Source organism: Pseudomonas sp. MF6396, from assembly GCF_002018915.1.
Taxonomy (GTDB): domain Bacteria; phylum Pseudomonadota; class Gammaproteobacteria; order Pseudomonadales; family Pseudomonadaceae; genus Aquipseudomonas; species Aquipseudomonas palmensis.
The window spans coordinates 55,844-69,077 of record NZ_MVOK01000022.1 but is presented as its reverse complement, the minus strand read 5'-3'; the positions used below and the strand labels follow the sequence as shown (position 1 = coordinate 69,077).

General features: G+C 64.8%; 14 protein-coding genes. 5 read left to right on the top strand and 9 right to left on the bottom strand.

Annotation, left to right across the window (positions count from 1 at the left end):
• Positions 1–106 precede the first annotated feature (106 nt).
• From MF6396_RS20550 to MF6396_RS20540, 3 genes are all read right to left on the bottom strand, one after another.
• A complete protein-coding gene (locus MF6396_RS20550) occupies positions 107–382 on the bottom strand; it encodes an HU family DNA-binding protein (protein WP_008366879.1) in 276 nt (91 codons plus the stop codon).
• A 186-nt stretch (positions 383–568) separates the two neighbouring features.
• Entirely contained in the window at positions 569–1,717 is a 1,149-nt protein-coding gene (locus MF6396_RS20545) for an NAD(P)/FAD-dependent oxidoreductase (protein ID WP_054916465.1), read from the bottom strand.
• A 30-nt stretch (positions 1,718–1,747) separates the two neighbouring features.
• Positions 1,748–1,915: a rubredoxin gene (locus tag MF6396_RS20540; RefSeq protein ID WP_007954349.1), complete on the bottom strand. Its 168-nt coding sequence runs from the start codon at positions 1,913–1,915 to the stop codon at positions 1,748–1,750.
• Between the two features lie 168 nt (positions 1,916–2,083).
• Here MF6396_RS20540 and MF6396_RS20535 point away from each other — a divergent pair, with 168 nt between their 5' ends.
• Together MF6396_RS20535 and ubiA are read left to right on the top strand one after the other, a co-directional pair.
• Positions 2,084–2,650 carry a chorismate--pyruvate lyase family protein gene (locus MF6396_RS20535; protein WP_043861552.1) on the top strand — a complete coding sequence of 189 codons (567 nt, stop codon included), beginning with the start codon at positions 2,084–2,086 and terminating at the stop codon, positions 2,648–2,650.
• A complete protein-coding gene (ubiA, locus tag MF6396_RS20530) occupies positions 2,650–3,540 on the top strand; it encodes a 4-hydroxybenzoate octaprenyltransferase (RefSeq protein WP_054916464.1) in 891 nt (296 codons plus the stop codon). Before MF6396_RS20535 ends, ubiA begins: the two co-directional genes overlap by 1 nt.
• Positions 3,541–3,572: 32 nt before the next feature.
• Here the strand turns inward: ubiA and MF6396_RS20525 are convergent, their stop codons facing one another.
• Complete coding sequence (locus tag MF6396_RS20525; protein ID WP_043861550.1) at positions 3,573–3,947, bottom strand: COG4315 family predicted lipoprotein; 375 nt, start codon at positions 3,945–3,947, stop codon at positions 3,573–3,575.
• A gap of 147 nt (positions 3,948–4,094) precedes the next feature.
• Here MF6396_RS20525 and phoB point away from each other — a divergent pair, with 147 nt between their 5' ends.
• The 3 genes from phoB to MF6396_RS20510 all read left to right on the top strand — a co-directional run bounded on the left by phoB (position 4,095) and on the right by MF6396_RS20510 (position 7,656).
• A complete protein-coding gene (phoB, locus tag MF6396_RS20520; protein WP_028942483.1) occupies positions 4,095–4,784 on the top strand; it encodes a phosphate regulon transcriptional regulator PhoB in 690 nt (229 codons plus the stop codon).
• Between the two features lie 142 nt (positions 4,785–4,926).
• Positions 4,927–6,201 (top strand): phosphate regulon sensor histidine kinase PhoR, encoded by a 1,275-nt coding sequence (phoR, locus tag MF6396_RS20515; protein WP_213085772.1) that lies wholly within the window; start codon positions 4,927–4,929, stop codon positions 6,199–6,201.
• Positions 6,202–6,315: 114 nt separating this feature from the next.
• Positions 6,316–7,656 (top strand): hemolysin family protein, encoded by a 1,341-nt coding sequence (locus tag MF6396_RS20510; protein WP_043861548.1) that lies wholly within the window; start codon positions 6,316–6,318, stop codon positions 7,654–7,656.
• 6 nt (positions 7,657–7,662) lie between these two features.
• On the opposite strand, the gene MF6396_RS20505 is transcribed toward MF6396_RS20510, so the two are convergent.
• The 5 genes from MF6396_RS20505 to pstA all read right to left on the bottom strand — a co-directional run bounded on the left by MF6396_RS20505 (position 7,663) and on the right by pstA (position 13,218).
• Complete coding sequence (locus MF6396_RS20505; protein ID WP_054916463.1) at positions 7,663–8,559, bottom strand: peptidoglycan DD-metalloendopeptidase family protein; 897 nt, start codon at positions 8,557–8,559, stop codon at positions 7,663–7,665.
• Positions 8,560–8,744: 185 nt separating this feature from the next.
• The gene (locus tag MF6396_RS20500; protein WP_043861546.1) at positions 8,745–9,650 is read right to left on the bottom strand and encodes a response regulator; all 906 of its coding nucleotides are present in this window, start codon (positions 9,648–9,650) and stop codon (positions 8,745–8,747) included.
• A 162-nt stretch (positions 9,651–9,812) separates the two neighbouring features.
• On the bottom strand, positions 9,813–10,577 hold the full coding sequence (gene phoU / locus MF6396_RS20495) for a phosphate signaling complex protein PhoU (protein ID WP_043861545.1): 765 nt from the start codon (positions 10,575–10,577) through the stop codon (positions 9,813–9,815).
• 56 nt (positions 10,578–10,633) lie between these two features.
• The gene (gene pstB / locus MF6396_RS20490) at positions 10,634–11,467 is read right to left on the bottom strand and encodes a phosphate ABC transporter ATP-binding protein PstB (RefSeq protein WP_043861544.1); all 834 of its coding nucleotides are present in this window, start codon (positions 11,465–11,467) and stop codon (positions 10,634–10,636) included.
• Positions 11,468–11,547: 80 nt separating this feature from the next.
• Entirely contained in the window at positions 11,548–13,218 is a 1,671-nt protein-coding gene (gene pstA, locus MF6396_RS20485) for a phosphate ABC transporter permease PstA (RefSeq protein ID WP_078481441.1), read from the bottom strand.
• Positions 13,219–13,234 lie beyond the last annotated feature (16 nt).

Below are 13,234 nucleotides of genomic sequence, written 5' to 3'. Positions count from 1 at the left end.
TTATCTCCTGCAGGCGCCGGCATTGTCGGCGAGGAGCCGCCACACAAACAAGAACGGGCACCTTGTAGGGGTGCCCGCTCTTCAATGCAATCAGTAGCCCACGGCCTTACGGATTGACGCTGTCCTTGAGGAACTTGCCTGGCTTGAACGCCACGGTGTTGCTGGCCTTGATCTTCACCGGCTCGCCCGTCTGAGGGTTCTTGCCGGTGCGCGCGCCACGGTGGCGCTGCAGGAACGTGCCGAAGCCTACCAGGGTGACGCTGTCTTTCTTGTGCAGCGCGTTGGTGATTTCTTCCAGTACGGCATTGAGCACGCGGTTGGCCTGCTCCTTGGTAAGGTCGGCTTTCTCGGCAATGGCTGCGGCGAGTTCTGGTTTACGCATGGTGAAGCCCCTCTGACGGATTTTTTGTTGTTATGCCGTGCTGCCTTGCAGGCAGCGCCTAAGGCACCGCAGGCTCTAAACTGCGGCAGACGGGTGTGAGAATGGCACGCCGCCAGTGGCCGCGCCAGTCTCTGGGCGGCCATTGTTCAGGCAATGGCAGGGTATATCCGACAGAACGACAGCTATTTATGCCAGCAACGGCGGAAGTTGACGGTTCAGCGCCAGCTTTTCCATCACTGCCGTACCGGTCAATACATAGCCCAGCAGTTGGCCATCGGCATCCCGGCAGAGCACCTTGATGTCGCTGCCCTGCCCTTCGACCTGCCACTGGCCTTCGCGGGCGCGTGGTGGCGGTGAAACGACCAGCGGGCATACCGGGGTCTTCACCGTGATGGGCATAGGCCCGTAGCTGACCACCGTCGGATTGCCCGCCAGGGTCTGCGCCAGCGCGCGCGCGCAGGCCATCAGCGGCATCACGTACAGCAGGTTGATGCCGTCGACCTCGGCACAGTCGCCCAGGGCATGGATATTGGCGTGCGAGGTGCGCAGGTGGCGGTCGACCACCACCCCGCGATTGACCTGCAGGCCAGCGGCGGCAGCCAGGTCGATGCGGGGGCGCAGGCCGATGGCCGATACCACCAGGTCGCAGACGATCACACTGCCATCGGACAGATGCGCTTGCAGGGCATCGGCCGAACGTTCCAGGCGGGTCAGCACCGGGCCCAGGTGAAAGCGCACACCAAGCCCTTGCAGCCCAGCCTGCACAGCAGCCGCGGCGGCCGGGTGCAGCAGGGTCGGCATGACCTGCTCGCAGGGGGCGACGATGTCGATCTCGAAGCCACCCAGGTGCATGTCGTTGGCGAACTCGCAGCCGATCAGCCCGGCCCCCAGAATCAGTACCCGGCGCTTGCCGGCCGCCGCGGCGCGAAAGCGCGCGTAGTCTTCGAGGTCGTTGATCGGGAAGATCGCATCGGCTGCGTCGCCCTGCACCGGCACCTGGATGGTCTGCGCGCCCAGCGCCAGCACCAGGTCGCGGTACGGCACCTGCTCCTCGCCGATCCACAGGCGCTTGTGGCCCGGGTCGATGCCACTGATGCGCGTATGGGTGCGTACCTGGGCCTTGAGCTGCTCGGCCATGGCCCCCGGCTCGGCCATGCTCAGGCCGTCGGCGTCCTTGTCCTTGGCAAAGCCGGTGGACAGCATCGGCTTGGAATACGAGCGACCATCATCGGCGCTGATCAGCAGCAACGGCGTCTCGCCGTCGAGCTTGCGAAATTCGCGGGCGAGGTTGTAGCCCGCCAGCCCCGTACCGACAATCACCACCGGATCGCTCATGCCTTCATCCCTTCCCTGTATAAAAAATGATCAGTTGATTTCGATCATCTCGAAATCCATCTTGCCCACGCCGCAGTCCGGGCACAGCCAGTCTTCCGGCACGTCCTGCCACAAGGTGCCCGGCGCAATGCCGTCATCCGGCCAGCCATCGGCCTCGTTGTAGATAAGCCCGCATACCACGCATTGCCACTTCTTCATGATCGCTCTCCCTCCAGTAATCCAGACGCACATCGGTTGTGATCATTACAGTCTTGGCGCTGCATGGATCGTCAGGGGGCTTTGTACTGAGGCTGGTGGCGCGATGCAAGCGCAACCGGCAAACATGCTAAGCTCGGCGCCTCACTGGCTTGTAACCGCATACCTACCGTGCCGTACGAAACCTCGCAAGTGCCCGCGCCACACTGGCTGCAGCAGCAAACGCCGCTGGCCGCAAGCGCCGACCCCCTTACCGCCGACTGGCTGTTCGACCAGGGCTCGTTGACCCGCCGCCTGACCCGATTATCCGCCGATCACTTCAGCGTGACCCCCCTGTACGAGGGCTGGCAGCCGCTGCGCGCCGACGAGTGCACCAGCCTCGGCCTGGCCCCGGGCAGCGAAGGCTGGGTGCGCGAGGTGTACCTGCGCGGGCATGGCCAGCCGTGGGTGTACGCACGCAGTGTGGCCGCGCGCAGCGCCCTGCAGCAGGGCGGCCTGGACATGGAAGCGCTGGGCAGCCGTTCGCTGGGCGAGTTGCTGTTCTGCAGCCCCGGGTTTGCCCGCCAGGCCATCGAGGTGTGCCACTACCCTGCCGCCTGGTTGCCCCGCGAGCAGCGCCATGACGGCCTGTGGGCACGCCGTTCGCGGTTCGACCAGGGTGAACTGAGCATCCTGGTGGCCGAGATCTTCCTGCCCGCCCTGTGGCAGGCCACCGACACCCGCCTGGAGGACCGCTGATGTACCTGAGCCTGCTCAAGTCGCTCAATCGCCTGCACCCCCGGGCCTGGGACTTCATCCAGCTCAGCCGCATGGACAAGCCGATCGGCATCTACCTGCTGCTGTGGCCCACCCTCACGGCGGTATGGATCGCGGCCAAGGGCACGCCCACCGTGGCCAACGTGCTGATCTTCCTGTTCGGCGTGGTGCTGATGCGCGCCGCGGGCTGCGCGATCAACGATTTTGCCGACCGCAAGGTCGACGGTCACGTCAAGCGCACCGCCGAACGCCCGCTGGCGGCCGGGCGCATCAGCGGGCGCGAGGCGCTGGTCCTGTTCGCGACCCTGGTGGGGCTGAGTTTCGTGCTGGTGCTGTGCACCAATGCGCAGACGGTATGGCTGTCGTTCGGCGCCGTGGCGCTGGCAGCCTGCTACCCGTTCATGAAGCGCTACACCTATTACCCGCAGGTGGTGCTGGGCGCGGCCTATTCCTGGGGCATCCCCATGGCCTTCACCGCCGCCACCGGCGAGCTGCCGGCCATCGCCTGGCTGCTGTACATCGCCAACCTGCTGTGGACCGTGGGCTACGACACCTACTACGCGATGGTCGACCGCGACGACGACCTGAAGATCGGGGTCAAGTCCACCGCGATCCTGTTCGGCGAAGCCGATCGCGCCATCATCCTGACCTTGCAGCTGCTGTCGCTGGGCTGCCTGCTGATGGCCGGCAACCGCTTCGAGCTGGGTGGCTGGTTCCACCTGGGGCTGGTAGGCGCGGCGCTGTGCTTCGCCTGGGAATACTGGTCGACCCGCAGCCTGGATCGCGACGCCTGCTTCAAGGCCTTCCTGCACAACCACTGGGCCGGGCTGCTGGTGTTCATCGGCGTGGTACTGGACTACGCCCTGCGCTAGCCGCCCCCGGGGGCGGCCGCGCAAGGCCGGCCTCATGGCTTGGCGGCGTGCCAGACGTCCTTCATGCCGTCGCCGGTCATGTCACCGCCCTTCTTGTCCTTGACGAAGGTGTACAGCGGCTTGCCATCGTAGGCCCACTGCATCGAGCCGTCTTCGCGCTTGATCTGCGTCCACTTGCCCTCGGCGGCGTCGCCCGCCATGGCCTTGAGGGGCGGCCAGTTCTTGGCGCAGTCGTCATTGCACATGGATTTGCCGCCTGCATCCTTGTCGAAGGTGTACAGCGTCATGCCGGCAGAATCGACCAGCACGCCGTTCTTCTCCATCCCCGGCGCGGCCGCTGCCACCCCCGGCAGGGCCAGTGCTGCAACAGCAAAGAGAGCCATCCAGTTCAGCGTATGTCGTGTCATTGGATTCACCGTTTTTGGTGATGGGTGGGAGCTAAAGCCTAGCTCAGCCAAGGAATGTTGCCGCCAGGCCACACGACCTGTCACACGACTGCAATAATTCCGTTATCTAATGCGGGCCAAGACACCTTAATGGGAAGAGGTTTGAGCATGGTTGGCAGGAACATTCTGATCGTTGACGACGAGGCGCCGATTCGCGAGATGATCGCCGTTGCATTGGAAATGGCCGGCTACGACTGCCTGGAGGCGGAAAACTCGCAGCAGGCCCATGCCATCATCGTCGACCGCAAGCCCGACCTGATCCTGCTCGACTGGATGCTGCCGGGCACTTCGGGCATCGAACTGGCGCGGCGCCTCAAGCGCGACGAGCTGACCGGCGACATCCCGATCATCATGCTCACCGCCAAGGGTGAGGAAGACAACAAGATCCAGGGCCTGGAAGTCGGCGCCGACGACTACATCACCAAGCCGTTCTCCCCGCGCGAACTGGTGGCCCGCCTCAAGGCCGTGCTGCGCCGTGCCGGCCCCAGTGATGGCGAGGCCCCGATCGAGGTCGGCGGCCTGCTGCTCGACCCGATCAGCCACCGCGTGACCATCGACGGCAAGCCTGCCGAGATGGGCCCTACCGAATACCGCCTGCTGCAGTTCTTCATGACCCACCAGGAGCGCGCCTACACCCGTGGCCAGCTGCTCGACCAGGTATGGGGCGGCAATGTGTATGTGGAGGAGCGCACCGTCGACGTGCATATCCGCCGTCTGCGCAAGGCGCTGGGTGAAGCCTACGAAAATCTGGTACAAACCGTGCGCGGCACGGGATACCGGTTCTCAACCAAGAGTTGAGAACACGGCAAGCTACAAGCCTCAAGTAAGAGCAAAAGCAAACGCAGATCCGCTTCAATCTTGCAGCTTGCCGCTTGCAGCTTGCAGCGGGTCCTAAGGACCCACCGTGAACCAAAACTGGCATGGCACCCTGATTCGCCACATGCTGCTGCTGACCACCGTCTGCCTGCTGGCCGGGCTGATCAGCGGCCATTACGGCTGGAGCCTGGCCCTGGGCCTTGGCGTGTATCTGGGCTGGACCCTCAAGCAGCTGCTGCGCCTGCACGACTGGCTGCGCCAGCACAAACCCGACGAGGCCCCGCCCGACGGCTATGGCCTGTGGGGCGAGGTGTTCGACAGCATCTACCACCTGCAACGCCGCGACCAACGCGTGCGCGGGCGCCTGCAGGCAGTGATCGACCGCGTGCAGGAGTCCACCGCCGCCCTCAAGGACGCGGTGATCATGCTCGACAGCGACGGCAACCTGGAGTGGTGGAACCGCGCCGCCGAGACCCTGCTGGGGCTCAAGACCCCACAGGACAGCGGCCAGCCGGTCACCAACCTGGTGCGCCACCCGCGCTTCAAGGAGTACTTCGAACAGGAGAACTACCTCGAGCCGCTGGAAATCCCCTCGCCCATCAGCGACCGCCTGCGCATCCAGCTGCACATCACCCGCTACGGCAACAACGAACACCTGATGCTGGTGCGCGACGTGACCCGCATCCACCAGCTCGAACAGATGCGCAAGGACTTCGTCGCCAACGTCTCCCACGAGCTGCGCACGCCACTGACGGTGATTGCCGGGTACCTGGAGACCCTGCTCGACAACGTCGAGGAGGTGAACCCGCGCTGGGTGCGGGCCCTGACCCAGATGCAGCAGCAAGGCGTGCGCATGCAGACGCTGCTCAACGACCTGTTGCTGCTGGCCAAGCTGGAGGCCACCGACTACCCCTCCGACAATCAGCCGGTGGCCATCGACAGCCTGCTGCAGTCGATCAAGGGCGATGCCCAGGCCCTGTCCGGCCAGCGCAACCAGCGCATCACCCTGGACGCCGAGCCGGGCGTGCGCCTCAAGGGCAGCGAGGCGGAACTGCGCAGCGCGTTCTCCAACCTGGTGTTCAATGCCGTCAAGTACACCCAGGATGAAGGCCAGATCCGCATCCGCTGGTGGGCCGACGCCCAGGGCGCGCACCTGAGCGTGCAGGACTCGGGCATCGGCATCGACCCCAAGCACCTGCCACGCCTGACCGAGCGTTTCTACCGCGTCGACTCCAGCCGCAACTCCACCACCGGCGGCACCGGTCTTGGCCTGGCGATCGTCAAGCACGTACTGCTGCGCCACCGCGGCCGGCTGGAGATCAGCAGCGTACCGGGCCACGGCAGTACCTTTACCTGCCATTTCGCCCCCGTTCAGGTGGCAACCCGCACCGTTTCCTGAGCGACCGCCCTTTAAATTTGCGCAGTCAGCCGCTACATTGGCTGACTCGCGCCAGTACCTGCTGGCATTGCCACACTCCCTTATTTCAGAAGACGGACCCCGTAAAACTCCATCATGGACCCTTCCCCTGGTATCACCCTCGCTTCACTGTTCGCCGATTTCGGCATGATTCTTTTTGCTCTGCTGCTGGTTCTGCTCAACGGATTCTTCGTTGCGGCCGAGTTCGCCATGGTCAAGCTGCGCTCGACCCGGGTCGAGGCGATTGCCGGCAAGAACGGCTGGCGCGGGCATATCCTGCGTACCGTACACAGCCAGCTGGACGCCTACCTGTCGGCCTGCCAGCTGGGCATCACACTGGCCTCGCTGGGCCTGGGCTGGGTCGGCGAGCCGGCCTTCGCGCACCTGCTCGAGCCGCTGCTGGCGGCGGTGGGCGTGCAATCGCCCGAAGTCATCAAGGGCGTATCGTTCTTCAGCGCCTTCTTCGTGATCTCCTACCTGCACATCGTGGTCGGCGAGCTGGCGCCCAAGTCCTGGGCCATTCGCAAGCCCGAACTGCTGTCGCTGTGGACGGCGGTACCGCTGTACCTGTTCTACTGGATGATGTACCCGGCCATCTACCTGCTCAACGCCAGTGCCAACGCCATCCTGCGCATCGCCGGCCAGGGCGAGCCCGGCCCGCACCACGAGCACCATTACAGCCGCGAGGAGCTCAAGCTGATCCTGCACTCCAGCCGGGGCCAGGACCCCAGCGACCAGGGCATGCGCGTACTGGCCTCGGCGGTGGAGATGGGCGAACTGGAGGTGGTCGACTGGGCCAATTCCCGTGAAGACATGGTCAGCCTCGACGCCCATGCGCCGCTCAAGGAGATCCTCGCGATGTTCCGCCGGCACAAGTTCAGCCGCTACCCGGTGCTCGACGCCGAAAGCGGCGAATTCGTCGGCCTGCTGCACATCAAGGACCTGCTGCTGGAACTGGCCGCGCTGGACCACCTGCCCGAGTCGTTCAACCTGGCCGAGCTGACCCGCCCGCTGGAACGCGTATCGCGGCACATGCCGCTGTCGCAGCTGCTGGAGCAGTTCCGCAAGGGCGGCGCGCACTTTGCCCTGGTCGAAGAGGCCGATGGCAAGGTGATCGGCTACCTGACCATGGAAGACGTGCTCGAAGTGCTGGTGGGCGACATCCAGGACGAACACCGCAAGACCGAGCGCGGTATCCTCGCCTACCAGCCCGGCAAGCTGCTGGTGCGCGGCGACACCCCGCTGTTCAAGGTCGAGCGCCTGCTGGGCGTGGACCTGGACCATATCGAGGCCGAAACCCTTGCTGGCCTGGTCTACGAGACGCTCAAGCGCGTACCGGAAGAAGAAGAGGTGCTGGAGGTCGACGGCCTGCGCATCATCATCAAGAAGATGAAAGGGCCCAAGATCGTGCTGGCCAAGGTGCTCAAGCTCGATTGACGCGCCTTACGGGTTGCCGGCGGTAAAGCTCGGCAGCCCGCCGATGGGCTGGTTGAACTGGTACGGGATCGACTCCAGCGCCAGCCCCACGTTGCGCTGCACCACGAAATGCAGGTGCGGCCCGCTGCTGTTGCCGGTGTTGCCGGACCTTGCCAGCGGCGTGCCATAGGCCACCCGCTGGCCTTCGCTGACCACCACCGACCCGCGCATCAGGTGCAGGTACACGCCCATGGTGCCGTCGGCATGCAGAATCCGCACGAAATTGCCTGCCGGGTTGGTACCGCGCCCGCTCTGGGTGTTTTCCGTCTTTATCACCACCCCTGCCCGCGCCGCGATGATCGGCGTGCCTTCGGGCATGGCGATGTCCATGGCATAGCGGCCCTTGGGGCCGAAGTGGCTGTAGGTGCCATTGGGGCCCTGGGAGAGGCGGAACGGGCCGCCGCGCCAGGGGAACGGGTAGCGATAGGCCTGGGTGCGCTGGGCGGGGTTGCCCAACGTGTAGTTGAACTGCTCGCGGTAGCTGACCGGGGTACCGGGCTTGCGCGCACCGAGGGCAGTGAGCAGCAGCGTGGAACGGGCCGGTACCACCCGCCGGACGATGCGCGGCGCCAGGTTCTGCACGTTGCCCAGGCGCTCCAGGCGCAGTTCCACTTCGACCGGGGCGTGCAGCTCGTTGCGGGCACTGAAACGCACGCCGTCGGCGTACTTGCTGACCTGCAACTGCACCTGCTGGCCCAGCTGCTCGACCATGCGATCACGGAACACCAGTGCGCGAGCGCCGGGGCTGGGGCGATCGGAATAGGACACCACGCCGTCGGCGTCGGTGTTCTTGTAGATGGTCATGGCCCAGCTCGGGCCGGCAGCCAGCAACAGGGCGCAGAACAGCAGCAGGTGTGGCGGCATCGGTAGTGGCCATCTGACAGGTTAGCTGTGAGCAAGCCTAGCAGGGGAATATGGAGGGCGTGTTGCGGGGAGTGATGCGGGGTATGGCAGGCGATCAGTGGTGTGTCCTTCGCCGGCAAGGCCGGCTCCTAAGGCTGTAGGAGCCGGCCTTGCCGGCGAAGAGGCCGCGAGCAGCAAAGGGCCTGTCAGGCCCCCGGCACGAAGTGCTTGAGCGCCGTACCGCGGGCAATCAGCCGCGACAGGTAGTCGAGCTTCTGCGCATCCTGATCGACAAAGCGGAAGGTCAGCTGCAGCCAGTCGCTGTCCGGCTTGGATTCCACCGCCACCACCGCATGCAGGTACCCGTTGAGCCGCGCGATCTCGGCATTGTCGCCCTGCTCCAGGTCCAGCACCGCGCCTTCCAGGATCTGCGGCAGCACTTCGCCACGGCGTACCACCAGCAAGGCTTCCTTCAGGCTCAGGGCCTTGATCACGCAGGCCTGGTTGCCGCTGGACAGGCGCAGCTGGCCCTGTCCGCGGCCCGCCGGCGCCGCCTTGGCCGCGCCCGGTTGCGGCGCATTGATCAGTGGCTTGGCCGCCGCCACCGGGGCCGCGGCTGGGGCGGCCGGGCGCACGGTCTCGGCCTTGCCGCCGGTCAGGGCCGACAGCGAGTCATTGGCAAACGCGGAGGTGGCGCGGGTGGGCGCACTGGCCATCAGGGTATCGAGCTTGCCCAGCTTGGTCAGCGCCTTCTTCACCTTGGTCAGCAACTGCTCGTTGGTGAACGGCTTGCCGACAAAGTCCGACACACCGGCCTGGATCGCCTGCACCACGTTTTCCTTGTCGCCACGGCTGGTCACCATGATGAACGGCATGGCCTTGAGCGCTTCGTGCTGGCGGCACCAGGTCAGCAGCTCCAGGCCCGACATCTCGGGCATCTCCCAGTCGCACAGCACCAGGTCGAAACGCTCGCGCTCCAGCAGCACCTGGGCCTTGCGACCGTTGACCGCGTCCTCGATGACCATGCCGGGGAAGTAATTGCGCAGACACTTTTTCACCAGGTCACGGATAAACGGCGCGTCATCCACGACCAGAACACTGACTTTACTCATCGCCACTCCTTCAAGACCCGGCTAGCATAACGTTGACTGATGGCCATTTGCCAAGACTTCGCTCATGCCGGGGCTCCGTCAAATCATTCGCGGGTGCGTGCTGTTGCGCTGCCGCAAACGAAAACGCCCGGCCAAGGCCGGGCGTTCATTCTCGGGGCAGTCCTATTTATCGTCAGGTTTGCCCGGAACATTAGCTTTTTCGCCGTTGCCGTTGCCCTCGACTTCTTCCTTCATTCGCTTCAGGCCCAGGTGACGCACGTCGGTACCGCGCACCAGGTAGATCACCAGCTCGGCGATGTTGCGCGCGTGGTCGCCGATGCGCTCCAGCGAACGCAGCGCCCAGATCACGCTCAGTACCCGCGAGATCGAGCGCGGGTCTTCCATCATGTAGGTCACCAGCTCGCGCAGGGCGGTCTTGTACTCGCGGTCGATGGTCTTGTCGTACTGCGCCACCGACAGCGCCAGCTCGGCATCGAAGCGGGCAAAGGCGTCGAGCGCGTCGCGCACCATGTTGCGTACCTGGTCGCCGATGTGACGCACCTCCACGTAGCCGCGCGGCGACTCGCCTTCTTCGCACAACTGGATGGCGCGGCGGGCGATCTTGGTCGATTCGTCGCCGATGCGCTCCAGGTCGATCACCGACTTGGAGATGCTGATGATCAGGCGCAGGTCCGACGCCGCCGGCTGGCGCCGGGCCAGGATGCGCACGCACTCCTCGTCGATGTTGCGTTCCATCTGGTTGATCTGCTCATCGACTTCGCGCACCTGCTGGGCCAGGCCCGAATCGGCCTCGATCAGCGCGGTGACGGCGTCGTTGACCTGTTTCTCGACCAGGCCGCCCATTGCCAGAAGATGGCTGCGAACCTCTTCAAGTTCGGCGTTGAACTGCTGGGAGATGTGATGGGTAAGGCTGTCTTTGTCGATCATGAGAAATCCTTGGCGCGTCCGGTAAGTGCTGTCAGGCGGCGTTCAATCGTTGAATCCTAGCCATACCGACCGGTGATGTAGTCTTCGGTCTGCTTCTTCGCCGGGTTGGTGAACAGGGTGTCGGTGTCACCGTATTCCACCAGCTTGCCCATGTACATGAACGCGGTGTAGTCCGAAACCCGCGCGGCCTGCTGCATGTTGTGGGTCACGATGACGATGGTGTACTTGGACTTGAGTTCGTAGATCAGCTCTTCGACCTTGAGCGTGGAAATCGGGTCCAGCGCCGAGCACGGTTCGTCGAGCAACAGCACCTCTGGCTCCACCGCGATGGTACGGGCGATCACCAGGCGCTGCTGCTGGCCGCCGGACAGGCCCAGGGCCGAGTCGTGCAGGCGGTCCTTGACCTCCTCCCACAGTGCGGCGCCCTTGAGTGCCCACTCCACGGCTTCATCCAGTACACGCTTCTTGTTGATGCCCTGGATGCGCAGGCCGTACACCACGTTTTCGTAGATGGTCTTGGGGAACGGGTTGGGCTTCTGGAACACCATGCCCACGCGGCGGCGCAGCTCGGCCACGTCCTCGCCCTTGCGGTAGATGTTGTTGCCGTCGAGGTTGATCGCGCCTTCCACCCGGCAGCCGTCGACCAGGTCGTTCATGCGGTTGAAGGTGCGCAGCAGGGTCGACTTGCCGCAGCCCGAGGGGCCGATGAAGGCGGTCACGCGCTGCTTGGGAATGTTCAGGCTGACATCGAACAGCGCCTGCTTCTCGCCGTAGAACAGGCTCAGGCCCGGCACTTCGATGGCCACGGTCTCGTCGGCCAGCTGCAGGCTCTGCTTGGTGCGACCCAGGGCGGACATGTCGATGCCGTGGGTGTGGGATTCATGCTGCATGGTAAGACTCCATACGCTATCAATTTCGTTTCATCGTACCGCCCGGCACAACACACGGGCGGCGCTTGCAATAAGGGGTATTAGCTATCCAGCGCCTTGTACTTCTCGCGCAGGTGGTTGCGTATCCATACCGCCGAGAGGTTGAGCGTGGCGATCACCATCACCAGCAGCAGCGCGGTGGCGTACACCAGCGGCCGTGCGGCCTCGACGTTGGGGCTCTGGAAGCCGACGTCGTAGATGTGGAAGCCCAGGTGCATGATCTTCTGGTCCAGGTGCAGGTACGGGTAGTTGCCGTCCACCGGCAGCGACGGCGCCAGTTTCACCACACCCACCAGCATCAGCGGCGCCACCTCGCCCGCGGCACGGGCCACGGCCAGGATCATGCCGGTCATCATCGCCGGGCTGGCCATCGGCAGCACGATCTTCCACAGCGTCTCGGCCTTGGTCGCACCCAGGGCCAGCGAGCCCTCGCGCACGGTCCGCGGGATCCGCGCCAGGCCTTCTTCGGTGGCCACGATCACCACCGGTACCGCCAGCAGCGCCAGGGTCAGCGAGGCCCACAGCAGGCCCGGGGTACCCAGGGTCGGCGCCGGCAGTGCTTCGGGGAAGAACAGGTGGTCGAGCGAGCCGCCCAGCACGTACACGAAGAAGCCCAGGCCGAACACGCCGTAGACGATCGCCGGCACGCCGGCCAGGTTGTTCACCGCGATGCGGATCAGCCGGGTCACCGGGCCCTGGCGGGCATATTCACGCAGGTACACCGCCGCCAGCACGCCGAACGGGGTGACGATCACGGCCATGATCAGGGTCATCATCACGGTGCCGAAGATCGCCGGGAAGATCCCGCCCTCGGTGTTGGCTTCACGCGGGTCGTCGCTGAGGAACTCCCACACCTTGGCGAAGTAGGTGCCCAGCTTGGTGAAGTTGTTCATGGCGTTGGGCTGGTAGGCGTGCACCACCTTGTCGAGGTTGATCTCGACTTCGCGGCCATTGCCGTCACGGGCCACCAGGCTGTCGCGGCTGAAGTCCTGGTGCAGCTTGCCCAGGCGGTCCTCGATGGCCTTGTAGCGGTTGTTCAGCTCGGCGCGCTCGGCATCCATGTCGGCCTGCGCTACAGGGGTCAGCTTGCCTTGCAGTTCCAGCTTGCGGGCTTGCAGGCGCAGGCGCTCAAGGCCATGGTTGATCGCACCGATGTCCTTCTTCTCGAGCTTCTGCAGCTCGCCGGCCAGGCCGGCAGCACGCTTGAGGCGTGCCTGCAGCTCGTTCCAGGCGGCCTGCCCTTCGGCAACCACCTTGCCGTTTTCCTTGACGCTGACCAGGTAGCCGTAGAAGTTGCCCCACTCGCGGCGCTCCAGGGCGATCAGGTCGACCGGCTTCTGCTGGTCCACCAGCCAGTCGCCGACCACCCAGGTGAAGTCACTGCCGTTGAGGTCGCGGTTGCCGACCTTGATCAGCTCGCGGGTCATGAACTCCGGGCCGTTGTCGGGTACCGGCAGGCCGGCCCCCTTGAGGCGTGCCAGCGGCACCTCTTCCTTCTGCACCACTTCGCCGATGACGATGTGGTTGGGCTGGCCCGGCACGTTGTAGCTGGCCTGAATCAGGTCGGCCGGCCAGAAGTGCGCCAGGCCGCGCACGGCGATCACGGAGAGCAGACCGATGGTCATGATCACCGCGATGGACACCGCGCCACCGCTTATCCAGACGCCGGGGGCGCCGCTCTTGAACCAGCTCTTGAGGGAATCCTTTTTCACGGATCTCTACCTTTCT